The sequence below is a fragment of the Pseudoalteromonas piscicida genome, assembly GCF_002208135.1.
Taxonomy (GTDB): Bacteria; Pseudomonadota; Gammaproteobacteria; order Enterobacterales; family Alteromonadaceae; genus Pseudoalteromonas; species Pseudoalteromonas piscicida_A.
In genome coordinates this window covers 1,299,595-1,324,527 of the sequence record NZ_CP021646.1, presented here as the reverse complement: position 1 = coordinate 1,324,527, position 24,933 = coordinate 1,299,595, and the positions used below count along the sequence as shown (strand labels likewise).

Here is a 24,933-nt window from a genome sequence, read left to right as displayed (position 1 = left end):
AGCTAAATCGTGAAAAAACTCTACATCTACTTACTCGCCGGTGCGTTGATTTCGATCTTCGCATTGGGTTGGGTGATCGACACCTACAATCAGCAAACCGCCCCCTTGGAGGATAGTTTTGAGTGGCAAAGCAAACTGATTAGCGGCCTGGCTAAGCAAGTTGCAAATATTGAGCAGGAAAAACGTGAAGACGCAACGGCTTTGATTGCTCAGCAATTTGACATCAATATTAGCTATAAAGATGGCGACACATTAGCTATGCCGCTCGAGTTAAAGCAACAGATGTTACATCCTGATGGGTTAGTGATAGAAAACGAAAATGTATATCTGCTAAAAACAACTCCTGAAATGGCGCCTGATTACGTTGAACTTGAATGGCAACCTCAGGTTGAACAAGCAGATTACGATGTATTGCTGACGTTATTTTTCTACGGCGGCATTTGCGCAATATTATGGTTTATTCTCTCTCCATTAGTTAAACGCTTGATCGTACTCAATACCGCAGCAAAACATTTTGCCAGTGGCAACCTAAGCGCGCGCATCACTCCTAATCATTTCACTTACATCCGCGACTTAGAAAATACCTTCAATCGAATGGCGAGCCAAATAGAGAAGCTGATGGCTGAGAATAAGCTAATGGCTTCCAGTCTTTCTCATGACATCCGCACACCCGTTGCGTGTTTAAGATTTGGCCTAGATGCAGCGTTAGATGAGAGTGATATCGATGCCATTCACGATTATTTAACGCGCATGGAAAAAGATTTAGATCAGATGGAAGATATGCTCTCGAGCTACCTCTCGTTTGCGACGCTTGAGCAAAAGTCTCACTTACTCAAGCACGAAGTAACGACCTTATCTCGCTATGGTCAAGATTTGATGCAACAAATGCAACCAAAGCTACAAAAAAATCAACTTTCTGGTCGCGTAGACATTCCTGAGCACTTAATGATCCATGGTGACTTGCATTGGCTTGCAAGAGCAATAAGTAATTTGATTAGCAATGCCTGTGACTTTGCTAACACCAGCGTGTTATTAAGTGCACACCGCACCGAGCATTGGCTCATTATTACCGTTGAAGACGATGGTCCTGGGATCGCGAGACAAAATTGGGATAAAGTCTTTAGTCCTTTCTTTCAAGAGCAAACTCACCGCAACCGTGCAGGAAAAAGCTATGGCTTAGGTCTTGCAATCGTTGCAAAAGTCATGGATTGGCATCATGGTACAGCTACCGTCAACCAGTCTGAACGATTAGGTGGCGCAAAATTTGTGCTTTCGCTTCCCTGTAAAGAAAAATAATTATTGTAAATAAGTCGCTACACAGCGACCTATCTCATATAGAAATAATCGTGAAAACATTAGCTTATAAGCTAAGCTTTTCTTTTTGAGTGCAACAACTTAATTACGGCTAAATATCAGGCTAAAACTTGCGCTAAATCAAGGTAATTTACTCTTTTTATTTCTTTTTAATTACAGTAGATTGTCAGCGCCGTTAGAAATTTTAGAGAAGTATAATAATTATGAGCAATGTCCGAGGAGAGTTCAGCTCTCGCTTTGGTTTTATTATGGCCGCCGCAGGTTCGGCGGTAGGTTTGGGAAACATTTGGGGATTCCCAACACAAACTGCATCCAATGGTGGCGCTGCGTTTGTTTTAGTTTATCTGGTTTTGGCTTTTTGTCTCGCCTATCCAGCACTAATGGCTGAACTCGTTATTGGCCGTCACGGCCAAGCAAATGCGGTAACTTCACTGCGCAAACTCACAAATACAGCATGGCAAAGTAAGCTTGCTTTTGTTGTCGGATTCGGCGGTATCATTTGTGCGGGTCTTATTTTAAGTTTCTATGCAATAGTGGCGGGCTGGATGTTTAGTGCAACGCTTGAACCCATCGCGGAAGTAGCATCAATGACTCAAGCGCAATCTTGGCTTGCTGATCAGTCTATGTCTCGCAATATCGTCTTTACAGCCGCCTTTATCGCACTCACCGTACTTATAATTAGCAAAGGCGTAGAAAACGGGATCGAAAAATGGTCCAAGCGCTTGATGCCAGCCCTTATCGGTATCTTATTCTCTTTAATTGCGTACGTACTCACGCAAGAAGGCGCTGTTGAAGGACTCAAAGTTTATCTTGTTCCTGATTTTTCTTCCGTTCTCAATCCACAGTTACTCGTTGATGCCCTAGGACAAGCATTTTTCTCGCTTTCGCTTGGTACCAGCGTGATGATCATTTACGGTTCATACATTAGTAAAAAAGAGAATCTAGTTTCACTTGGCGCAATGGTTACCTTAATCGACGTCTTTATCGCATTCGTTGCCGGCTTACTTATCATTCCCGCCATGTATGTCGCGCAAGCGCAAGGCGTAGAGATTTTTGCAGCTGACGGCTCACTGCTAAATGAAGACACCTTAGTGTTTCAAGTATTGCCAGCATTGTTTGATAGCATGGGTAGTATTGGTCTTTTGGTAAGCTTCGCTTTCTTTGCTCTGATGAGTATTGCCGCACTCACCTCGTCTATTTCGATGCTAGAAGCGCCCGTCTCCTATGCTGTTGAACGTTTTGCACTGGGCAGAGTACAGGCCACCTGGGTCATCGGTACCTTGGTAACAGCAGTGAGCTTCACCATTTTGGTAAACATCGAAACCCTGTTCGGCTTTACTGTTAGCCTAACAACGAAGTTTGGTCAGCCACTACTTGGCATGCTGTGCTGTGTATTTGTCGGTTGGATTTGGCACAGAGCAAAATTGCTTAAAGAAATTGAATCAGGATGCCCGGAAGTTGGCAGCAGTTTCTTCTGGAAAGTATGGCCTTGGTACATCCGCTTTGTTTGTCCAATCGCCATTGCTGCGGTATTTTTAAATTCACTATAATTTCGCTCATAAAAAAGAGGCTACGCATAGCCTCTTTTACTTTTTCACAAATAACATATCCTGATGGGGGATCCCATCTTCTAGGTATTCCCCACCTTGCTTCACAAAACCGAGCCCCGTATAAAACTTGTCTAAATAACACTGCGCAGAAATAACTAAAGCTTCATGGGCAATATCCGTTTCACAGCAAGAAATCGCACGATGCATAAGGTCGTGTGCAACGCCCTGCCCTCGCTGCATTGACGAAACAATAACACGGCCGATGGATGCGGTAGTTGCGGATTTTCTATAACAACGAGCATAAGCCAAAACTTTCTCGCCTTTCACCAAGAACAGATGTCTAGTTTCAGGCGCTCTATCGATATCATCAATTTCCGGATAGGGACATACCTGTTCCACAACGAATACATCTACCCTTAACTTTAAAATTTCAAACAGCTCATCTTTTGTAAGCGCATCATAACTTTTAAGTTGCCAATTCATTTTTCTCTCTGTCATTTATGTTTGAAACAAAAACGCCCAGACAAAGCTGGGCGTTTTGGATTAAATCAAGTGATTATGAGAACAGCCGCTCCAACTGATCGCATAATTGAGAAATATTTACGTGATCGTGTTCAATCGTTAGATCGACATAACCGTCCCCTCGAAACGCTCTGTCCAACTCTATGAGTACATGGGTTCGATGCGCTTCAGGTACGAACGAGAGCTCAACTTCTTGTAATCCAAATAGTGAACGCGAGTTTGGTCGGTATTCAAGTTCTTGGTAGCAACCAGAAACAGACTGAAACTCAGAAGCCCGTAAATAGCCCTTTTCTACATCTGCTTTCACTAAATGGAAGCCTAAACGCTCCATCGCTGTCATACACGCTTTCACTGCTTCATTTGGATAAATGTGTAAAGCGTCTTTGTCCGATGGATCGATTGCTAAATCAATGTCTAAGCCAGTTTCAATCCAAACATGGCAACGGTTGAACCCCGCATTGATTTCTGTGATTGGTGTTTCTGAATGAAGTCGAGCTTCAAAAGGAATAACTTTTTCTTCGTCAGGGCCTATCGTGAAGCTATTGCCTACACGCCAACGGTCAATAACATGATTACTAAAATATTCGCCGTCTTCCCCTTCAACTTTAACTCTTGTCATTAGCGCAAGTTCTAAACCTGTTACCTCTTGGCTAACATCACCACCTTTTACTATAATTTGCGCTTGAAATTTCTGTCCCGGGTGCAAATGTTCTGTTTCCAATACAGTATCTACTTTTGCCGCACCGATACCGACAGATGCTAGGATCTTCTTAAACATTACGTCTCCTGTCCGGTATGTCCTTACCTGCATCATAACCATATTTTTTCCAACTTGTCAGCGAAAATTTATAATTTATATATCAGGAGGTTTTGGTACACTGCTCATATCTTGGATAAAAATTTAAAGTTATGGAACTGCTCTATTTTGCTGTCGCATTTGCATGCGGATTTTCTGTTTATCAATTAAAGCTTCCACCTTTGATTGGTTTTTTGATGGCGGGCTTCGTCTTAAACCTACTTGGCCATAAAACCACTGACTTACTTACCCAACTAGCAGATCTTGGTGTAACACTGCTGCTTTTCAGCATAGGTTTAAAATTACGCGTCGGTAACCTAATTAAACCTCAGGTTTGGGCACCAGCGAGTATGCACATCATTACCAGTACGGCGTTTTTCGCTAGCCTGTTGCTGATGCTAGGGCGATGAGCCTACCTTTATTTACCGACCTAGATTGGCAAAGCGCTTTATTGGTTGGTTTCGCATTTAGCTTTTCCAGTACCGTTTTTGCGGTAAAGGTGCTAGAAGAGCGCGGTGAAATGGCAAGTCTTCACGGTAAAATCTCAATCGGTATTTTGGTTATGCAAGATATCTTTGCGGTTATCTTTCTCGCCGTTAGCACTGGCAAAGTACCCAATATTTGGGCACTTGCGCTGCTTATTGTGTTACCACTTGTACGTCCAGTTATGTTTTGGGTATTGAGCCGTTCAAAACATGGTGAGTTACTTCCTCTTTTTGGCTTCTTTTTTGCGTTAGTCGCAGGTTATCATGCCTTTGAATTTGCGGGTCTCAAGGGGATTTAGGTGCGCTGATCATGGGTATGATTTTCGCCCCACATAAAAAAGCGGGCGAGTTATCAAAATCACTGCTGAATGTAAAAGACATCTTGCTGGTTGGGTTTTTCTTAAATATCGGGTTAAATGCCACAATTACGCTAGATGCACTTTTAATCGCGATTCTATTAGTAATTGTTCTCCCGATTAAAGTCTCACTGTATTATGTCTTCACCAACATGTTCAAATTGCGTGCTCGTACATCACTATTGAGCGCATTTACACTAACCAACTATAGCGAGTTTGGTCTTATTGTCTGTGCCGTAGCATCTGCTTCCGGTGCAGTTGCTCCTGACTGGTTAGCTGTAGTTGCCATTGCTGTTTCTATTACGTTTGTGATTGCGTCTCCGTTAAACAAACGCTCGAACGAGGTTTACGTCAAGTTCGAGCCTTGGTTATTAAAATTTGAGAGTCAAGACCGTTTAGAAGAAGAGCTACCCGTAAACCTTACAAATACTAAAATCGTAATATTTGGCATGGGAAGAATTGGAACGGGTGCTTATGAAACGATACAAGCCAGCTTCCCTGATACCGTTGCTGGTGTAGATATTAAGCCTGAAGTGGTTGAAAAACATGTTTCCCGGGGACGCAGAGTATTGACAGCTGACGCGACCGACCCTGACTTTTGGCAACGTGTAAATCACTCTGAAGTAGAAATGGTGATGCTTGCGATGCCCAAACATATGCAGAATATTTACGCACTAGAACAGCTCAAAGCATCGGGTTACAACGGCCAAGTTACCGCCATTGCAAACTACCCTGACCAACAGAAAGAGTTAGAAGAAATGGGCGTGAATTCTACCTATAACTTCTACCTCGAAGCCGGTAGTGGTTTTGCAGAACACGTAAAAGAGAAATTATTTACTTAAATTAGATATTGGTTCTCAGTATCATAATTGGTACTGAGAACTATTTTCATATTCAGATCATTGTGTTACATCTAGACGTCTATTTCATTATTCCATTCCGCTCATTATTCGATTTACAAAGCTTTACATCCAAGATGGTAATTTGCCCTCACTTCAGAGTAAACTGATCACATCGGACATGGCGTAAGTATCTATTTTATGAACATAAATTGATGCCAAATGCCTTTTGAACATCGTGTCACTGGATTGTGAACAAGCTATACCTTTGGGGGTTTTATGATTAAGAATAAATCTAATGGTCAATTTTCTGCAGTAGTGGATGACGTCAAGGCTGCGCCTTTTTCAGACCTCCAAGAAAGACTGGATGCGATTCAGGACGGTGGTATGACAGCGCTGGCAATTCGTAATATCCTATTTCATAAAATGCTCGATATGCATTCCGTACCAAACGATCATTATTTAAGAGATGAAGAAACACCTAATCGTTTGGACGATCCAAAACTAATTGAAAAGCTGAATGAATTAGGCTTTTTCCGCAGTAAGCCTTCATCACAGCTGCACTAATAAAGATTTAGGGAGCCTACTCTCCCACATAGGCTGACAATGCCCGTCGTCAGCCTATTTTCCTCTTCTAACCACACGCCTGAGCTTTTTGCTTATTTTAAAGAATAACCTTACTAGTAATAATACATAGCGTAATTTGTTACCGTAATTATACCAATTAGCTTAATTAAGTGATCTATTTTGAGGCGAGAAAATCTTGTCGATAACTAGGCGAAAGTTTTGCTATTTAGTTGTTCTAAATGAGAAATTTTTAACGCAGTTAGCGTCAGATTTGTTCCTTCAAATTGAGCAAGTATTAAGACTAATTGGTATTAGAACCAACAAAAACCAATTAATTGCAAAGATATGGATCTGAATAACTTAGGTCTAGTCACCTTGCGGTGATTTAAATGGCGGGTTATTTCTCCTTTTCGGTAATAACGTTTTCCAAGCCTCCTTGAATGGCTTTAAGTAAATTGCGGTAAGTGAATCATGTCCTGCATCATATTGTCCAACTCCAATAGTAATTTTTCCCACACTCGAGGCTTTAATCAGAGAGCCATATATACGATCCCAAATGGCTAGAGCAGAGCCTAAATTGGTATCGAAATGGATAGGATTATCACTATGATGCACTTGGTGTTGTGCAGGGCTAATAAACCAATTCTCTACCCTATCACCCCAACTCAGCCAGATATGTGAATGTCTTAAGTTCGCCCGAAGATATTAAACAAAAAGACAAACGCATTCGCACCAAGAATATCGTACATGCTCAAGCTGCTGCCAAATACGTAATATCCTACTCCAACCACTATCCCTTGGGTTAATGCCATGCGACAGGCGTACAGGTAGCTTTCAACTGGATGTGAGCGATAAATAGTAAAGGGTGTCAGGACTTTTGCTGAATGGTGCACCTTGTGAAACTCCCAAAAGAATGGGATTTTATGCAGCATCAGGTGCAACAAGAACCGAGTGAGGTCATCTACTATAAATAAAAATAACGTAAATAGCCCAATAACCACCCATTCTGGCGCTTCAAGATGTGACGCTGGACCAAAGAGCGTTTCAAGCCCAGCGGACAACCCCAGCGCCACGGGTACCATAGTCAACACGATAGGTGTGAACGTCGCCGCCTTTATCAATCGATTTGTGATCAACAAGCAGTAATCGAGCTTGGCGCTTTTACACCACCACACTTGCTTGGGAAATAGGAATTTAAAGAAACCTTTACTAGAGTGCGCTTTCTCTGTGGCGATATAAACAGGAACAGCCATCAAAATGGCACTAAACAAGTATGGCAAATACACTCTTTTATTGGCATCAAATAAGTAGCCAGGAAGTTCAGTTATGCTTTGCCATAATTGCTCTAACATAGTCATTTCCATCAAAAAGAAATAATGAATTCACATATTTTTGGAACAACTCCATAGGTCTAACGGCAGACTCCATGAAGCTGCGGCTCCTAATCAAGAGCCGCATAGACAATCAATTAAAACTGGTATTTGTACCCTAAACTAAATTGTCTTGGTTTGCCCGGACGCGCGCCATACGGGCGGCGACTAACAATTTCTGCTTCGTCGAACAAGTTGTCGATTTTAGCATAAATTTGACCGTACTGCCCTAGCTCGTAACTCGCGGATACATCAACAATCGTTGTGCTTGGCACCTTCGCGCCTTCAAGTACAAGCTCAAAGTCTTCAGTGCTTCTGCCGGCAGCTTCGTTCATCTCACTGATGTATTTGATGGCGACATTAACTTTCCAGTCACTTGCTGCAAGGCCAATATTAAAAGTGGCTTGATGAGACGGTAAATACGGAAGCTCATCGCCGTTTTTAATGTAACCCCATTGCGCGAACGTTGTAGCACGTTCATTCTGGAACTCACCTTTAGTATAGGTGTAGGTGAAGCTATACGGGATATCCAGTTGCAGGTTAAGTGGGTAACGCTGCGCAAACTGCATTTCGAGACCGTAAACATCCACTTCACCACCACTGAATTGCTGGTCTTGTTGGTCATTGACACCACAGTTAGACTGACCACAACTTTCATTCAGATTTTCATAATCGTTGAAAAAGCTCACAATCTCAAACTGAGTCACACCATCATTGAAGCGCCCACCAAATTCGTAGTTAACACTCTTCTCAAGCTCTATATCAGGATCTTGTTGTGGTGAAGAAGGCACAAAACCTTGGTGCACACCAAATAAAAGACCAGCATCATCAGAAAGCTGATAGAAACCACTTAGGCTAGGTAGCCAAATACGGGTGGTTTTATCAATCCAAACATCGGCATCTTTATTATCTTGGTAAGACATGTCCATCAGCTCGCCACGAAGGCCAAGGCCCAGTGTCAACGCATCAAGTTGTACTTTGTCTTCTAGATATACTGACCACGCTTTGGTATTTTCAGTATTCAGTGATGTAAACTGCTTTGAGCCTTCCAGCAACACAGGTGAACCACCTTCCATTGCATACGCTTGCTCAAAGTGTTTGCGCTCAATTTCATCTTCGTGGAAACGCACGCCAAGAGCAATATCATGGGTTAAATTAAATAGCCTAAAGCTTGTATTGGCATCGACTTGAAGACCTTGAGAGAAATACTCACGGTCATTAGTCCCCATATTCAAAAAGATGTTTGAACCTGCAACAACAGAGTCCCTTACCCCTGTGATCACGCCGTACTCATTTGCAAAAGCCTCAGGATTTGCCATGATTTTAGACAGTGATGGTCCACTTTTGCTACCTAGACTATTAAGCTTAAGCCAAGCTCGTTCATAGTCATTGCGGTACAGTCTTGTTGTAACGTTGAAGTCTTTACCATCAAGCACATGGGATAACATCACTTGAGTATGCTTGGTATCCATCTCTGCAGGCTGAGACGCTGCGTATCGACGATACGGGTTTTCAGCAAAATCTGCATCCGTTAAACCAAGGTAGGTTTCATCGGACAACTCGTCGGCGTAGCTGAGTTTTAACCCAAAGGTATGGTTTAGCTCACCTTGTGAAATTTTATAATTAAACTTGGCTAGGATATCGTTCTTCTCAAATCCCGTATCACCACCGCCATCAAGCTCTTTAAAGCCATCGGCTTGTAGATTAACCGCTTCGAATAAGAAACCAACATTATTTACCACTGAGCCATAGTAACCGTGCGCTTTGGAGTAACCATCGCTGCCAGCCGCAACATCGATACCGCCTTCTGTAAATTCAGGAACTTGACGAGTCACTAAGTTAAGCGCACCTGCAACCGTTTGTGGACCATGCTTGATAGCCGCAGGTCCTTTAAACACCTCAACCGCAGTCATCCGAGTCGTAACAGGGAAATAATAAGCGGCTGGTGCTGAATAAGGTGCGGGGCCAATGAGCACACCGTCTTCCATTATGGTGATTTTTTTACTTCGCTCAGGTGTTACACCACGAAAACCAATATTTGGTCGAAGGCCATAGCCATCCTCTTCACGAATATTAACGCCAGGCACATTAGAAAGAATACGGTGAATATCATCGTATTCGTATTCTGCCAACTGCGCTTCTGATAACAAAGTGGCAGAGCCGGCTTCTTTTCGCAATTTATCGTGGTGGCTGATAATAGATATATGCTCAATATCTTGATTGTCATCCGCAGCTTGCGCTTGAGGTAGCGCAAAAATTACCGCTACAGCTAATAAAGATCTCTTCATGTTCATGCGCTTAGTCATTGTCACCTGCCGAAGTTTGTGGAAGCTCTAGGGCGAGCTTTTCGATAAACTCAGTCTTTAAATCATCTGTCACTTTTTTAACGTCTGTATGCGTTTGCGTTACTTGCTCTGTAGAACCTGCAAGCTCAGCTTTGAGACTCGCATCCATCGCAAGCAACGTGGCCTCTGCGTCAGCAAGCCCTGCAAGCATGCGCTCTTTTACATCACTACCATTCTCAGCATCTAAAAAGTCGTCAAAACCCAATGTATTCTCTGTGTCTTGGCCATTACCGGTGAAGATGTTTCTAAATGCTCTGATGTTAGCAAGTAAGTTCTCTTTCGAATGTTCTGCAATTGGCGACTCCACCGCTTCAGAGCAAGCCTCTAAACCACACGCGTTCGGAAAACCTAGGCCTAACGGCGTCGCTATTTTGCCGTCTTTTAACTCTTCGGTCATGTAAAACAGCGCCTTTGATATTTCATTGAGCGCTAAGTGGGGCGTGTCGAACGGAGAGCCTGGTTGTCCTGCATTAACAAGCTTAGCTGCATAGCCATTTTCTCCAGTCCATTGAGACAAGAGTAAATTGCTCTGTGCTTCAATGTCTTTCGCCACTTCCGTCGCAAACTCACAACGCGCAACGGCTCTTTCCTGAGTTGAGCGGCTATTCCATGGTGCCAAAGCATCATTCACAGACGAACAGTTATGGTCAAGATTGGCATTGAACAGAAGGTGCTCTAAGGCCGTTAAGCCTTTACGGTTTGCTGTACGCTCAGAGATATTGTAAGGGTTGCTGGCATTACCATTAATAACGCCATCTTCAAAATACACTACATCCAAGTCGATATCACATAAAGAGCCAGTAGCAGGCCAAACATAAATGTTATTTTTAAGCTCTTTGCTATTGGCTGTAAGTGGACCCATTTGCATCAATTCAACATACTGCCACCCTACCATAGCGCTGCGCCAGCTTTGTTGAGCATTTAATTTTAACGCGGCGGTATTTTCAGCCAATGCCTTTTCAGCACTACAATAATTCGCGACTTCAAGTTGCTGCGTTATGGCTAGCTCATTGAATTGTTCAATTGCAGGGGTAAGCACATTATTGACTAGGTTACTCACCAAAGCCGCTTCATCAAATTGCGAGGGTAAAGTTGGGTTATCCGTTCCAGAGTTATTATCCTTCACTCCGGGGCCTTGGCTACTCGAAGTACTTTCACCACAACCCGACAATACCAAAGCTACAGCGACGGCAGCAGCACTAAAACGTTTAGATACTCTCATTTGCATTCTCTATTATCTATATACAACAAAAGGTTAGCAGAATAAACGGCTAACCTTTTAACGTTATAAACGAAAATTTAGATTACCAGTTGGCAACATTCTCAGCATCAAAATCATATGCAGTTGCGATGATTTCTCGCGCTTCCAATAAAGCAGTCTTATAAGCTTCCACTTTATCCGCCGCGAATTCAGGCTTATCACCCATCAATTCATGGATTTTAACAAAATCTGCATCTGTGACAGGAGAAAACGGATTAAACTGGAAGTTTAATGCGAAGCCTTTCATTTCTGACCAGTGCTTTGCAACTGTGTAGAATTGATCAGCATCAAAATTGCCTGATGCGATATCGTCTAAATCACCATCATCATCTGAAATTGTGTCGTTGATGTAGTGTACAACCGTCGCTGCGATCGATTTTTCCCATGCTAGCAACGCTTGATTACGTAACGTTTCTAAACGTGCTTTATCTTCATCTGACCACTGAGCAACGTTAGTACCAAAGTTACCGTTAATTAGTTTACGCGCTTCAATAAACGCCAATTGTGCTTCAGCAGTGAAGTCAGTTGGGTTAGTGTTAGATTTAGTTCCTCGGTCACGCTTTGCTGCATTGGTTGAGTTACCGAAGTTAAATTCAGACAGTAGATCGATTTTGCCATCGTTGTCTAAATCATGATAACCACTCGCATAAGCTTCACGGCCACCTTTAGCTGAAAGTTCATCATCTGTATAGTCTAGATAATCAATTGCGGCACCGAAGTAGCCATAGCCTTCATCAAACTTGTGCTCAAGTTCTGTGTAGCTTTTGCCATCCGCCAATGTCGCGTTATCGGCTGACTTTTCACCAATAAGTAAATCATCTAGATAATCATCCGCACCTTGAGAAAGCGACACTGCACCGTTTAAATGTTTTTGCATTAACTGGGCAAGATCAAGCCCTTCTGGTGTTACGTATAACTTGTTCAGTGTGATAGCGGTGCCATTATGCTCTGCTTTGATCGTTGAGCCATTTTCAAACTGCTGAAGTTGCGCTTGTAACAGGTCTAAATAATGTAGAGCTAAACCTTCAGGTGTTTTTGACTGTGTACCAAAGTTAGTCCAACCAGCCATGACCCCATCCTCTTCCCATGCTTTATGCATATTAGAGGTATCGCGCCCTGCAATTTTACCACCTTCACCAGCGACGTTTTTTAGTGAGCTTGATATTTGTCCTAATGTGGTTTGTGCTGCGTTTGCCGCAACAGCAAAATCTAGAGGTTCATCCAACACCACTGTATCTGTCGGCATTAAGAAGGTTTTAATCTCCGCGATTGCCGCTTCAGCCGTTTTTTGATCAACAGCATTACCCACAGTTTCATTATTAAGCTTACCCATTAGGCTCTTGATATGAACCATAGCCGCATGACGTGCGATTTGGCCAGAATAAGAAACTGACGATTCACCTTGTGTGTTATTAAAGGCATAGCGGTTTACACCCGCTTTGTTTTCTTCAGCAATTTGTTGAACAGCGATTTCAGCGTCAACTTCTGTTTTTTTGCCTTTACTGTCAGTTGCCGTGATAGTTACCGATACTTTACCGCCTTCAACCTGTTCGAAATTTAGTGCGTTTGCAGCTTTGAGCTTTACGGCACCGTCAACAATTTCAAAACGATTGTCAGAGATGGTTAGTGTCAGTGCACTTACTTCATCGCTATCGTCAGAAAAAGAGATATTTGCAACCGCAGCACCAAGCGTATCTTCAGATACTGATGCGCTGTCTACGGTAATAGTAGGTGCGGCATTGGTGGCTGGAGGTGGTGTTGTGTTGTTATCATCGTTGTCATTTGAGCTGCTGCTAGAGCCACCACATGCAGTGAGACCTAAAGTTGCAGCGAGTATAGCAGTCGTTAACAGAGACTTTTTAAGTGCCATTGAATTGTTCCTTTGAGACTAATTATGTTTATATCTTCATAACTAGGCGTAAAGTATACACACACCTAAATAGCAATCAATATTATTTGCATTGTATAAATAACAATTTTTTTAAGAATGCTACGTAACAGCTAACTACTCCAGCGCAATGACTCGTCAAAAAGAATATAGATACTCCATATAAAACAAAAGGATAACGCCATAAAAATGGCGTTATCCTTTTGTATCAGGAACTCGTTTCACAAATTTCTCCGAATTGAGCATTCGAAAAATTCGACGTATCTTTGCGTTATATCAAATGAATGATTGCTAGTTCCAAACATCTGTAACAAACAAATAACCTTGACGCCAAATAGTTTTGATCTTCTCTGGTCGACTTGGATTATCATGCAGCTTTTTACGCAAGCGAGAAATTCTAACGTCTATTGTCCGAGTATCTGGGCGATAGTATTTGCCAAGGATCTGCTCGTACACAAAGTCACGTTTCACTACTTTGCCGCCATTGCTCGCAAGTAACCATAGCAACTCAAACTCATGAGTTGTGAGGTCAATGCGCTCCTGCCCATAACTCACACGTCTGGTGTTTTTGTCGATATGGAGCTGGCCAAAGGTTAATTGCTCTGGCTCATCATCAAACTGTGAGTTTGCAGCTTGTCTTCTTAGCACTGCATCAAGTCGAGCTCGCCATAGTCTCGGCTTTGCATCTTTGGAAATAACTTCATCAGCGCCAAGCTCTAAAAACAGGCTGTGGACATCCTCGTCGTCGCTGTCGAGACTAACGATCACGGGGGCTTTGAATCTTTGTCTAAATTGGCTGATTGAATCGCAGGTTGGTACGGATGCGATGGCTTGATCAAGCACGATACCGTTAATGGATTTCCCTGAAAAACCGTTCAATTGACCTAATTCCCTCAACAACTCAACAGTATAGCCTTGCTCTTCAAGCATTTTTTGTTGTGATGTCAATATAGTGTTATTGCTTTGTGCAACCAAGATAGTGGACACGGACGCACCTCATTCATTCAACATGGATGAACACAGTGTAGTCACGCAACCTGAATGGATGCTTTACAACGTAAACAATCCTTTTGCCGTATCCCAAAGCGCTTTAACAACGGGGTCATATAACCGTTTATTCTTAGTTACAAGTCCAATTTCAATCTCGTCCGATCTAAGCTGCAATAGCTGAACTTGGTTTTTAAATGGACTTTGACTAATTACTATCTCGGGGACACACGCAATACCAAAACCTAAACTTGCGAGCGCAACCATAGCTTCATGACCCGAAACATGCGCATAAACCTTAGGAACAAAATTGTGTTTTTTGCAAAAGTCATCAATGCGGTCTTTTAACACACCTCGCTCTGGCATAATAAAAGATAGCCTCTGCCACGGCATTTCACTATGACTATATTCATCAATAATAGACTTAAGCGGACAATCCATCGTTGGGCCAATGAACACTAATCTTGAACGGCCGATTGGCAAGTATTCTATACCGCTTGGTAGATGTTTTGGCTTCACTGCTACCGCGATATCTTCCTTACTACTAGCAACTTCTGCTATTGAATGTGCAGGATCGCCGGTAATAAGGTTTAGCTCTACTTGCGGGTATTGATGGCGAAATTTGGAAAATAGATCATAAATAAAACTGTAAGTGGCGGTCACTGAACAAAATAAGCTCAGCTCACCAGTCAAAGGCTTATCATCGTCAACACATTCGCTCTTAAATTGCCGCCAGCTGGCCAGCGTCGCTTGCGCGTAATGAACGAATGCTTTGCCGTGTTGAGTCAGCTCAACGGTTCGGTTGTCTCGTAGGAATAAAGGCGCGCCGACTTCCTCTTCTAACTGTTTGATTTGACGACTTAATGTCGGAGGGCTAACAAAACAGCGTTCGCTCGCCCGAGAAAAATGCAGTGTATCTGCAAGTGCCAAAAAATATTTTAATTGTTTATGATTCATAGCATTTCACCTTTTGAAACACTATAGTTCAAATATATCATTTTACGCAATCAAAAGTTCGCCCTACTCTGACTTCAATCTATTTCTACAGAATCAGGAAATATCATGTCGAACTACTTTAATACTTTATCTTTACGTGAGCAATTAGCTCAGCTTTCTCAATGTGAATTCATGGATCCAAAAGAATTCGAACAAGGTGTCGACGTTCTGATTGGTAAAAAACTGGTCATCGTTGGTTGTGGCGCGCAGGGCTTAAACCAAGGTCTGAACTTAAGAGACTCTGGCTTAAACGTCAGTTATGCACTACGTCCATCTGCAATCGAGGAAAAACGTCAATCGTTCCTTAATGCCTCTGAAAATGGTTTTATTGTTGGCACCTATGAAGAACTCATTCCGGAAGCGGACTTGGTCCTAAACTTAACGCCTGACAAGCAGCATACTTCTGTTGTAAACGCGGTAATGCCGTTAATGAAAAAAGGCGCAACACTCGCTTATTCTCACGGCTTTAATATCGTAGAAGAAGGCATGCGAGTGCGTGAAGACATCACCGTAATCATGGTTGCACCAAAATGTCCTGGCACAGAAGTACGTGAAGAATATAAACGCGGCTTTGGTGTACCTACGTTGATTGCAGTTCACCCTGAAAACGACCCTGAAGGTAAAGGCCTTGAGCAAGCTAAGGCATACGCGGCAGGAACTGGTGGTCATCGAGCTGGTGTATTAAAGTCATCATTTATCGCCGAAGTTAAATCAGATCTAATGGGTGAGCAAACCATCCTATGTGGTATGTTGCAAACCGGTTCACTACTATGCTTCGACAAAATGGTAGAAGAAGGGATAGAGCCTGGATATGCATCAAAGCTCGTACAATATGGCTGGGAGATCATCACCGAAGCGCTAAAACATGGTGGTATCACCAATATGATGGACAGGTTGTCTAACCCCGCCAAGTTACGCGCATTTGAACTGAGCGAGCAACTAAAAGGTATCATGCGCCCGCTTTACAACAAGCATATGGACGACATCATCAGCGGCGAGTTTTCAGAGGGCATGATGGCTGACTGGGCTGAAAACGACAATAAATTGCTTACATGGCGTGCAGAAACCGCACAAACCGCGTTTGAAAAGCAAGCTAATACGGATGCTGAAATTTCAGAGCAGACTTTCTTCGACCAAGGTATTTTAATGGTTGCTATGGTTAAAGCCGGTGTAGAGCTGGCGTTTGAAACCATGACAGCCGCTGGCATTATTGATGAATCAGCTTACTACGAATCACTGCACGAAACGCCGCTAATCGCGAATACCATCGCACGCAAAAAGCTGTTTGAGATGAATCGTACGATTTCAGATACCGCCGAATATGGCTGCTACCTATACAATCACGCATGTTTACCACTATTGAAGCCATTTATGGAGTCAATCACAAAGCGTGAAATTGGTGGAGGCTTGTCAAACAATGATAACTATGTTGACAACCAAAAGCTCATCGCGGTGAACCGTGCGATCCGCAACCATCCTGTAGAAAAAGTAGGCGAAACACTACGTGGTTATATGTCAGATATGAAAAAGATTATTTAGTTATTAGAAATAAATTTGCGTCGATAATAAAGTTCGCTTGTTAGTAACCAAGGTCACTTTCCACCCTGAGATTGTGGCCTTTTATCTCCATTCATCAACATAAACTATCATTTAACACAAATACGGTTAACACTAAATTCTGGTTTTAACTTTATTTCATAAACCAAAATTATTTTTTTGTGATTTTGATTGTTACTTGTTCCGAGCTGGTTATTTACTATGCTAGAATAGTTGGTTCCACGGGATTACACACACAGATCGAATGCAAAACACAGGTTTAACAATTACTCAAAGAATTACCCTTTTGGGTAGTCTCATTGCAATTGCTGTCGCTTGTTTAATTGGGTTTACCTCGCTTTACAGCGCCAAAACGCTCATTAATGAACGCATGATGCAATCTGAATTGCCAAGCAAGATAGAAAGTATCAATAAATCATTAAGTAAGCAGATAGACACATTGAAAAATGCAGCCGAACAGCTTTCAGGCAACTTATTGATCACTCAAAGTGCTAAGCAAAATACTTTGGATGAAAAACTCCTTGTCAACGAACTTAAGCGTATTGCGGCGCAGTATGACTTAGTTACTGCTTCTTGGGCTAACCGTGAAACCAACCAATATTGGAATCAAAACGGCTTTTTACGGGTACTAAATAGAGAGCAAGATGGTTGGTTTTTCGACTTTACCACCGGTGACTCAGCATACTCTATTAGTATTTACCAAGAAGCTCCAGGCGACGTAAAAATGTTTGTAAACCATCAACAGCCAAACGGCATTGGTTTAGCTGGACTTGCGAAAAGTATTGATGACATGCAAGCGATGCTTGCCAACATGAAAATCGAGCAAAGTGGCTTTGTTTTCGTCATTAACAGGCAAGGTACGGTGCAATTGCACCCAGATGCAAGCAAAGTAGCAAAGTCCTCAATCGAAGACTTTTACGGTCAGCAAAGCCGTGACTTCACCTCAGCACGAGGATTTATTGTTGAAGAGTTGGAAGTGAATGGCGAAACCAATTTAGTTGCGGCGAGTCCAATTCCAAACACAGAATTACTTGTTATTGCCCAAGTGCCAACCAGTGAAGTCAATAGTGGGATCACTTCCCTGCAGTGGCAAATCATTGGTTTTGCGCTAGTGATCGCACTAGTGGCGAGCTTTTTTAGTATGCTACTGGCTAAAAACTTAAGCGCCCCACTTAAAAAGATGGCTGATTTATTTGAACAGCTTGGCAGCGGCGACGCAAAACTCAATTATCGCTTACCAGACTCAGCACAGCCCGAGCTACACGCTTTGGCTGGCGGCTTCAACCAGTTTATAGCTAAGATCGAAGAAGCTATCCACATGGTTGCTGAAGAAAGCCGCTCGATTCGTGTGACAAGTGAATCTGTGTTCAAACAGAGCCAGCTAAACTCTCAGTCACTGGATGAACAAAAGTCTCAAACTATGTCTGTTGCCGCGGCAATCAATGAGATGGGTGCAACAGTACAAGAGATAGCGAGCAGCGCGACCAACACGGCAAAGTTGACAGAAGAAAGTAAAGCGTCAACCAAGCGCAGCCGTCAAGGCGTGCAAGAAAGCCAAGAAACACTTCACCTCCTAGCTGGTGACATCGAAAATATGGCAGGTCAAGTCGCTACATTGGCAGAAAAAACACAGTCAATTGCCAACATCGTTGATGTGATCAGAGGCATATCTGAACAAACCAACTTGCTTGCTCTCAATGCCGCGATTGAGTCCGCACGAGCAGGTGAGCACGGTCGTGGGTTTGCCGTCGTTGCAGATGAAGTTAGAGCACTTGCGAGCCGTACATCACAATCTACCGACGAGATCCAAGCGACGATCTCTGAGTTAACTCAAGTGTCTGGCGCTGTCGTAAACCAGATTCAACAATCCAGTGAACAAGCAGAGCAAAGTGTTAAAACGATGCAATCGTCAGTGGAATTAATGTTGGAAATCTCGGAAACCGCAAATCAAATAAATGACATGACTGCGCTTATCGCTACAACGACCGAAGAGCAAAGTAATGTCGTGGCGGACGTTGGCCGTAATATCGAGCAAATTAGCGAAATAAGCGATGCTGTGATGAATGAGCAGCTCGACACAGAGCAGGCTATCCAGCGTCTCGCTGCATCAGCAAAAACGCTTGATGATCTAGTCGCAAGCTTTTAAGCGCTCTTCAACCCTAAGGTAAGCCTGCACGCTCAGCCTTGCAGGCTTACCTTATCCCCCTCTTTGTTACATGGTGTAACAATCACACCGCGCAAATTTTGCAATTATAGTCTAAATTCAATAATAGTAAGGGCCTTAGGTAAGCAGTTAAGCAATAACTAAAAGTCAGCCGAATGTCCAATCTGGAGGTTGTATGAAGATATTAATTCAGTTCTCTATTATTATGCTTAGTGTATTACTTAGTGCCTGTAATAGTACTCCCAAAGCGACAATAGACACATCAATTCTCAATTCGGATCATCAATTTGATATTCAGCCCGTAGAGTCATACTCAGAGGTATTTCAACTAAACAATCAAATTAAAGCAAAACTCGCTCAATATTTTCACAACGATGAAATTGGGGTTAAACGAGCAAAAATGTTGATGGCGTTTTTAGTCAATAGTGGTGACGATTCAATGTCATATTTATCCGGCGCTAATCTCACTGCAACCCAAGCTTTCAGTAATATGAATGCCAATTGTCTGTCGCTATCAATTTTAACGCATGCTATCGCTAGACAAGTGGGTTTGAGAACTCAATTTCAGCGTGTGCACATACCCGAATACTGGGATGAGAGCCAAGGCTACAGTCTGCTTACAGGGCACGTAAACATCAAAATCTTTGAGGTGGATAATACTCAAGACGCTGTAAAAACGCTTTATGTGAAACCCGCTTCCGTTACCGTTGACTTTGACCCCAATAGCCGAGCACAACAATTTAGCACATCAGCAATAGATACAAACACTATCTTATCCATGTTTTATAACAACAAAGGTGCCATGGCAATGATTAATGGCGACCTTGACATGGCCTACAGTTACTACAAAGCGGCGGTTGAGACCGACCCCTATCACGATGGCGCATGGGGTAATCTTGGGATTTTGTATCGCCTTACTCAGCAGTATGACCTTGCGGAGCGCGCATACAACCAAGCACTGGCCATTAACCACGACAATCGTAATGCCCTCGGCAATCTTGCGAAGCTTTATCATCTTACAGAGCGCGACCGCGAAGCTAAAATGATTGAGGCCAATATTCACAACTTAAGAAAGAGCAACCCTTATTACATGTTAGTGTTGGGTAACGAAGCGTTTAAGCATGGAAATTTAAGTCGCGCTAAGCATTTTTATCAAAAAGCTTATCAACTCGACCGTAGTATTCATGGCAGTTACTTTGGATTAGCAAAAGTCGCTTTTGAAGAAGGGAATAGAGAAAAAGCCGAGTATTACCTCAACAAAGCATACAAAGTGTCTGTCTTCGATCACGACAAAGCGCGTTACGAAGGCAAATTAGCCTTATTGAGAGGTGTTGCAAGCAACCAGTTGAATAACACAGATAATGATGAGAGATAATAAAAAGAATGAAGAAGCTCCCTTTCAAGCTAATCGGTATGATGCTGACCGCAATATGTACCATAAATGCAGCGGCTCAGGCGCAATATCCAACTATTGCTAATGTCGATAATATATTGGTGCAAGATTTACAAACACTCACGAGTACTAGTCACCAAGGCCGTAAAAGTGGTGCTCGGTCACCTAATATCAGTGCACAATATATTTTCGATGCTTTTAAGCAAATAGGTGGAAATCCGAGCTATCAGCACTTTACCTTTAGAGCTGGTATTTTTAGTAAAGACGCAGGTCACAACATCACTGCGACTTTACCTTGCACGCAACCTCGATGTGACAAGGCCATTGTGATCAGTGCGCATTACGACCATTTAGGAACCTCAGGACAGAGACATTACCCAGGCGCCAATGATAATGCATCTGGCACTGCTGCGATGTTGCACATTGCAAGGCAACTCAGTAAAACAAATCGCTCTCGTGATATATTGTTTGTCGCGACCGATGCCGAAGAGCGCGGCTTACATGGTGCAAAATATTATGCCAAACACCTTAATCGAGAAGTTGAACTCAATATCAACCTTGATATGTTAGGGATAAATAATAACAACCGTTTATTTGCCTTGTTTTCACCTGGCTTCAAGGAATATAAAACTAAGCTCCAGAGCAAGGCGCAATCTCCAATAAAGTTGACCATAGTATCGTCACAACGACAAATTGAGCGTTATACAAATAATCCAAGAGTTGATTGGCATAAAGCGAGCGATCACTACGCATTTTATCGCCAAGGGATCCCCTATATTTATTTTGGTATGGGTGAAGATAAACATCATCACACCACGAGAGATACGCTAGATAATATGGATTTAAATAAGTATCAGGCAGGCGTAAACCTCATCAATGACTTTATTTTGTCATTAACTCGTTCGCCATTGGACTCTACTAGCTGAATTTTTTGTGCTTTTGTAAGCTGCTTAACATGCCACTCGAGTTTTGCAGCCTGAGACTTAGTGCCGACCCGACATTGATATTTCAACGTCAAGGGCCCTTTGCCTTTTAAATTTTTTGCCCCCTTCCCAGCCTGATGCTGTTTCACTCGCCGTTCTACATTAGTTGTTATTCCTGTGTACCAATGACCCAAACGGGTTTCTAGGATGTATAGGCTCCAAGTAGCGTGGCAACCCCTTGTATTGGGCTCGCTAAGTAACACTTTTCCTAGCACTTAGTGGTTCTCCTCAAGACCTTATCAATGATTTGCGTTGCACATGACAACTATTGCAACTTATGTACGAACTTTTTACACTTAGTGCAGTCCAATTCCGCTAAGAGACTTTACCTTCTCTGTGCAATCGGTATCATGCAAACAACTGATAATAAGGATACACAATTTCATGCTGTCTAATAAAACCCTTTCTGTTTGGCTCAGTGCTGTAGTTATGACGGTGTTTATGTCTGGCTGTTCAAGCTGGATTTATCGCATCAACGTGCCACAAGGTAATTTCTTAGAGCAGTCAGATGTAGATAAACTTCGCGTCCAAATGACCAGAGAGCAGGTGCTATACGTACTTGGTACACCGCTTGCTAAAGACACTTTTAACAACAATGTCTGGCATTACCAATACGTATTCAATATTGATAGAGAATCAGAGGTCCGAAAGTCATTTACCGTTTATTTCGAGAATGACAAATTAGTTCGCGTAAGCGGCGACTTCGAAGAGCCAGAAGAATTCAACACCCCTTTAGACTCTTAATGGTTTAAGGGCACACATTATTTCGTAGTCAAAGGGGAAGGTATTTCCCCTTTTTTAGTCTTTATCTCCTAAAGAGACAGGTCGCCCACCGGTAACCTTGCTTGCACGGCCTTCTTCTTTTGCTTTTTCGGCACGGCGTCTGCGCGCTTCTTTCGGGTCAGCAATTAATGGACGATAGATTTCAATTCTATCACCGTCACTTACTACTTGATGTAATTTTACCGTGCGGTTCCAGATCCCGAGCGTCAAGTCATTCGCATCTATCTCTGGACATTTATCTAATATCCCTGACTGCAAGACCGCTTGCTCAGCAGACGTCCCCTCAGGCACATCGACCGACAACGACGTCGCGCTGTCTGGCAACGCAAATACCACTTCAACCTTGATCATCATCGCGCTCCATAAACAATTTTGGCTCGTTGGGTAAACGCAGACACCATATTCTTGGCAACTTCATTGAATAACTTACCAAACGCCATCTCAATCAACTTACTCGCAAATTCAAATTCTAATTTCAAACTCACTTTGCAAGCCTGCTCATCCAGTGCGGTAAACTCCCAGTAACCGTTTAAAGACTTAAATGGTCCATCTACTAAACACATCTTTACTCGATTGCCGTCAAATTCGTTTTTCGTGGTAAACCACTTTTTTAGGCCGGCTTTTGAAATTTCTAGACTCGCGGTCATCCCATCATCATCGCTGCTGATCACCTTTGCATCTGAACAATGCGGTAAAAACGCAGGATAAGCGTCAACATCGTTAACCAATTCAAACATTTCTTTGGTGCTATACATCACCAAAGCACTTTTTTCTATCTGCGGCATAGACACTCCAAATCTTAATACGAGGATTTTACCAAGGTTTTGCAGATTTATCTTGTTTGCAGCCACTGACTAAGTAAAAATACGTCACATTAATGAAAAAGCGCTGTCTTAAAACAGGATTTATAGGTAGACTAAGCCATTATGGCAAAGAAAAATTCAAGTAAATCAAATAGCAATACCATAGCGCTAAATAAAAAAGCGCGTCATGAGTATTCACTACATGAAAAGTTCGAAGCAGGTATCGAATTACAGGGCTGGGAAGTAAAAAGTATCCGCGCCGGTAAAGTCAATATCTCAGATACTTACATCCATATCAAAAACGGCGAAGCCTATTTGTTGGCCAGTCAAATCCAACCGTTGAATAGTGCTTCTACACATGTGATATGCGATCCGCTTCGTTATCGTAAACTGTTACTAAACAAACGTGAAATCTCACGTCTTATCGGTGCAACCGAGCGTGATGGTTACTCTCTGATTGCCACAGCAATGTACTGGAAAAAGTGCTGGGTAAAACTCGAGTTCTATCTTGCGAAGGGTAAAAAGCAACACGATAAGCGTGCAGATATTAAAGACCGTGATTGGTCACGTGATAAAGAACGTTTGATGAAACACAATGTACGTTAATTTATTTTAATATACGAACAGAACGAAAAAAGCAGGCTAAGCCTGCTTTTTTGTGTTTGGTATAAAGTTAAGCTAAAAAACTTAACCTTTGTACTTTTGCATCACAAGTGTTGCGTTAGTACCGCCAAAGCCAAAGCTGTTTGACATTACGGTATTCAGTGGTCCATCACGGCGCTCAGTTACTATGTCTAAACCTTGCGCTTGCTCGTCTAATTCATCAATGTTAATTGATGGTGCGATAAAGTCATTGTCTAGCATAAGCAAAGAGTAAATCGCTTCATGCACGCCAGCTGCACCGAGTGCGTGACCTGTCATCGCTTTAGTTGCACTGATAGCCGGAGAATTATCACCAAATAATTCTTGAATTGCACCTAACTCTTTCACGTCGCCAACTGGTGTTGAAGTACCGTGCGTGTTTAGGTAGTCAATCGGTGCGTCAAGACCTTGCATCGCTTGCTTCATACAACGCACCGCGCCTTCTCCGGATGGTGCTACCATGTCGTAACCATCTGATGTTGCACCATAACCAACAATTTCAGCATAAATGTGTGCACCGCGAGCAAGTGCATGTTCTAGCTCTTCAACTACCACAATACCGCCGCCACCAGAGATCACGAAACCGTCACGATTTGCATCATAAGTACGCGATGCGCGCTCAGGTGTTTCATTGTACTTAGTAGACAATGCCCCCATGGCATCGAATTCCATCGCGAGCGTCCAGTGTAACTCTTCACCACCACCAGCAAAGATCACATCTTGTTTACCTAGTTGAATTTGTTCAACTGCATTACCAATACAGTGTGCAGATGTTGCACATGCAGAGCTGATTGAGTAGTTCACACCTTTAATTTTAAATGGCGTCGCCAAACACGCAGAAGTCGTGCTTGCCATGGTACGCGGAACCATATAAGGCCCAACACGCTTAACGCCTTTTTCGCGCAGAATATCAGCGGCTTCAACCTGGTACTTAGACGAACCACCACCAGACCCCACAATAAGGCCTGTGCGTTCGTTTGATACTTGCTCTTCAGATAGCCCTGAATCTTCAATTGCTTGCGCCATCGAGATATAAGAAAACGCTGCCGCGTCCCCCATAAAGCGATGTGCCTTACGGTCAACTAGAGATTTTACGTCGATATCTATTTTACCAGACACTTGGCTACGTAGGTTGTAGTCTGCAAACTCTTGGTTAAAAGCAATACCGCTCTTACCTGCTTTTAATGACTCTAAAACTTCTTGCTTGTTGTTGCCGATGCTCGAAACAACACCGATCCCCGTAATAACGGCTCTTCTCATGGGTTTATTCCCTTCGATATTACAAATTATGCGTAGTATACGCTGAATTTTAGCGCCAAGTGGTCAGCTTTC

The 24,933-nt window shown here is 42.7% G+C and carries 20 protein-coding genes and 2 pseudogenes; 10 read left to right on the top strand and 12 right to left on the bottom strand.

What is annotated here, in order from left to right; all coding sequences use genetic code 11:
* Positions 1–9 precede the first annotated feature (9 nt).
* Entirely contained in the window at positions 10–1,296 is a 1,287-nt protein-coding gene (locus tag B1L02_RS06315; protein WP_088530342.1) for a sensor histidine kinase, read from the top strand.
* A 221-nt stretch (positions 1,297–1,517) separates the two neighbouring features.
* On the top strand, positions 1,518–2,864 hold the full coding sequence (locus B1L02_RS06310; protein WP_088530341.1) for a sodium-dependent transporter: 1,347 nt from the start codon (positions 1,518–1,520) through the stop codon (positions 2,862–2,864).
* A gap of 36 nt (positions 2,865–2,900) precedes the next feature.
* Here B1L02_RS06310 and B1L02_RS06305 read toward each other — a convergent pair whose 3' ends face one another.
* A complete protein-coding gene (locus B1L02_RS06305; protein WP_088530340.1) occupies positions 2,901–3,347 on the bottom strand; it encodes a GNAT family N-acetyltransferase in 447 nt (148 codons plus the stop codon).
* Positions 3,348–3,420: 73 nt separating this feature from the next.
* Positions 3,421–4,164 (bottom strand): sporulation protein, encoded by a 744-nt coding sequence (locus B1L02_RS06300; RefSeq protein ID WP_088530339.1) that lies wholly within the window; start codon positions 4,162–4,164, stop codon positions 3,421–3,423.
* Between the two features lie 131 nt (positions 4,165–4,295).
* On the opposite strand from B1L02_RS06300, the pseudogene B1L02_RS06295 reads away from it, so the two are divergent.
* Positions 4,296–5,865, top strand: a pseudogene (locus tag B1L02_RS06295) (cation:proton antiporter).
* 276 nt (positions 5,866–6,141) lie between these two features.
* On the top strand, positions 6,142–6,429 hold the full coding sequence (locus B1L02_RS06290; protein WP_088530338.1) for a hypothetical protein: 288 nt from the start codon (positions 6,142–6,144) through the stop codon (positions 6,427–6,429).
* A 366-nt stretch (positions 6,430–6,795) separates the two neighbouring features.
* On the opposite strand, the pseudogene B1L02_RS06285 reads toward B1L02_RS06290, so the two are convergent.
* The 6 genes and pseudogenes from B1L02_RS06285 to ilvY all read right to left on the bottom strand — a co-directional run bounded on the left by B1L02_RS06285 (position 6,796) and on the right by ilvY (position 15,237).
* Positions 6,796–7,781: pseudogene (locus B1L02_RS06285) on the bottom strand (sterol desaturase family protein).
* 116 nt (positions 7,782–7,897) lie between these two features.
* Positions 7,898–10,105, bottom strand: a complete 2,208-nt coding sequence (locus tag B1L02_RS06280; protein ID WP_088530337.1) for a TonB-dependent receptor family protein — start codon at positions 10,103–10,105, stop codon at positions 7,898–7,900.
* Positions 10,098–11,366, bottom strand: coding sequence for an imelysin family protein (locus tag B1L02_RS06275; RefSeq protein ID WP_088530336.1), 1,269 nt, complete (start codon positions 11,364–11,366; stop codon positions 10,098–10,100). The genes B1L02_RS06280 and B1L02_RS06275 overlap by 8 nt, the downstream gene beginning before the upstream one ends.
* A gap of 82 nt (positions 11,367–11,448) precedes the next feature.
* On the bottom strand, positions 11,449–13,275 hold the full coding sequence (locus tag B1L02_RS06270; protein ID WP_088530335.1) for an Ig-like domain-containing protein: 1,827 nt from the start codon (positions 13,273–13,275) through the stop codon (positions 11,449–11,451).
* A gap of 309 nt (positions 13,276–13,584) precedes the next feature.
* Positions 13,585–14,280 carry a response regulator transcription factor gene (locus B1L02_RS06265; RefSeq protein WP_088530334.1) on the bottom strand — a complete coding sequence of 232 codons (696 nt, stop codon included), beginning with the start codon at positions 14,278–14,280 and terminating at the stop codon, positions 13,585–13,587.
* A gap of 63 nt (positions 14,281–14,343) precedes the next feature.
* On the bottom strand, positions 14,344–15,237 hold the full coding sequence (gene ilvY, locus B1L02_RS06260) for an HTH-type transcriptional activator IlvY (protein WP_088530333.1): 894 nt from the start codon (positions 15,235–15,237) through the stop codon (positions 14,344–14,346).
* Positions 15,238–15,342: 105 nt separating this feature from the next.
* On the opposite strand from ilvY, the gene ilvC reads away from it, so the two are divergent.
* The 4 genes from ilvC (at position 15,343) to B1L02_RS06240 (ending at position 21,316) form a co-directional block, all read left to right on the top strand.
* Complete coding sequence (gene ilvC / locus B1L02_RS06255) at positions 15,343–16,815, top strand: ketol-acid reductoisomerase (protein ID WP_088530332.1); 1,473 nt, start codon at positions 15,343–15,345, stop codon at positions 16,813–16,815.
* A 262-nt stretch (positions 16,816–17,077) separates the two neighbouring features.
* On the top strand, positions 17,078–18,979 hold the full coding sequence (locus B1L02_RS06250) for a methyl-accepting chemotaxis protein (RefSeq protein WP_088530331.1): 1,902 nt from the start codon (positions 17,078–17,080) through the stop codon (positions 18,977–18,979).
* 193 nt (positions 18,980–19,172) lie between these two features.
* Positions 19,173–20,372: a tetratricopeptide repeat protein gene (locus B1L02_RS06245; protein WP_088530330.1), complete on the top strand. Its 1,200-nt coding sequence runs from the start codon at positions 19,173–19,175 to the stop codon at positions 20,370–20,372.
* A gap of 8 nt (positions 20,373–20,380) precedes the next feature.
* Positions 20,381–21,316, top strand: a complete 936-nt coding sequence (locus tag B1L02_RS06240; protein WP_088530329.1) for a M20/M25/M40 family metallo-hydrolase — start codon at positions 20,381–20,383, stop codon at positions 21,314–21,316.
* Here the strand turns inward: B1L02_RS06240 and B1L02_RS06235 are convergent.
* On the bottom strand, positions 21,244–21,576 hold the full coding sequence (locus B1L02_RS06235; RefSeq protein WP_088532244.1) for a GIY-YIG nuclease family protein: 333 nt from the start codon (positions 21,574–21,576) through the stop codon (positions 21,244–21,246). The genes B1L02_RS06240 and B1L02_RS06235 overlap by 73 nt on opposite strands.
* A gap of 181 nt (positions 21,577–21,757) precedes the next feature.
* Here B1L02_RS06235 and B1L02_RS06230 point away from each other — a divergent pair, with 181 nt between their 5' ends.
* The gene (locus B1L02_RS06230; protein ID WP_088530328.1) at positions 21,758–22,117 is read left to right on the top strand and encodes an outer membrane protein assembly factor BamE; all 360 of its coding nucleotides are present in this window, start codon (positions 21,758–21,760) and stop codon (positions 22,115–22,117) included.
* A 54-nt stretch (positions 22,118–22,171) separates the two neighbouring features.
* Here B1L02_RS06230 and B1L02_RS06225 read toward each other — a convergent pair whose 3' ends face one another.
* Both B1L02_RS06225 and B1L02_RS06220 read right to left on the bottom strand, forming a co-directional pair.
* Positions 22,172–22,507, bottom strand: coding sequence for an RnfH family protein (locus tag B1L02_RS06225; RefSeq protein WP_088530327.1), 336 nt, complete (start codon positions 22,505–22,507; stop codon positions 22,172–22,174).
* Positions 22,507–22,941: a type II toxin-antitoxin system RatA family toxin gene (locus B1L02_RS06220; protein ID WP_088530326.1), complete on the bottom strand. Its 435-nt coding sequence runs from the start codon at positions 22,939–22,941 to the stop codon at positions 22,507–22,509. Before B1L02_RS06220 ends, B1L02_RS06225 begins: the two co-directional genes overlap by 1 nt.
* Positions 22,942–23,082: 141 nt before the next feature.
* Here B1L02_RS06220 and smpB point away from each other — a divergent pair, with 141 nt between their 5' ends.
* The gene (gene smpB, locus B1L02_RS06215; RefSeq protein WP_010379116.1) at positions 23,083–23,565 is read left to right on the top strand and encodes an SsrA-binding protein SmpB; all 483 of its coding nucleotides are present in this window, start codon (positions 23,083–23,085) and stop codon (positions 23,563–23,565) included.
* Between the two features lie 81 nt (positions 23,566–23,646).
* On the opposite strand, the gene fabB is transcribed toward smpB, so the two are convergent.
* Positions 23,647–24,861, bottom strand: a complete 1,215-nt coding sequence (gene fabB / locus B1L02_RS06210) for a beta-ketoacyl-ACP synthase I (RefSeq protein WP_010379118.1) — start codon at positions 24,859–24,861, stop codon at positions 23,647–23,649.
* Between the last annotated feature and the right edge of the window lie 72 nt (positions 24,862–24,933).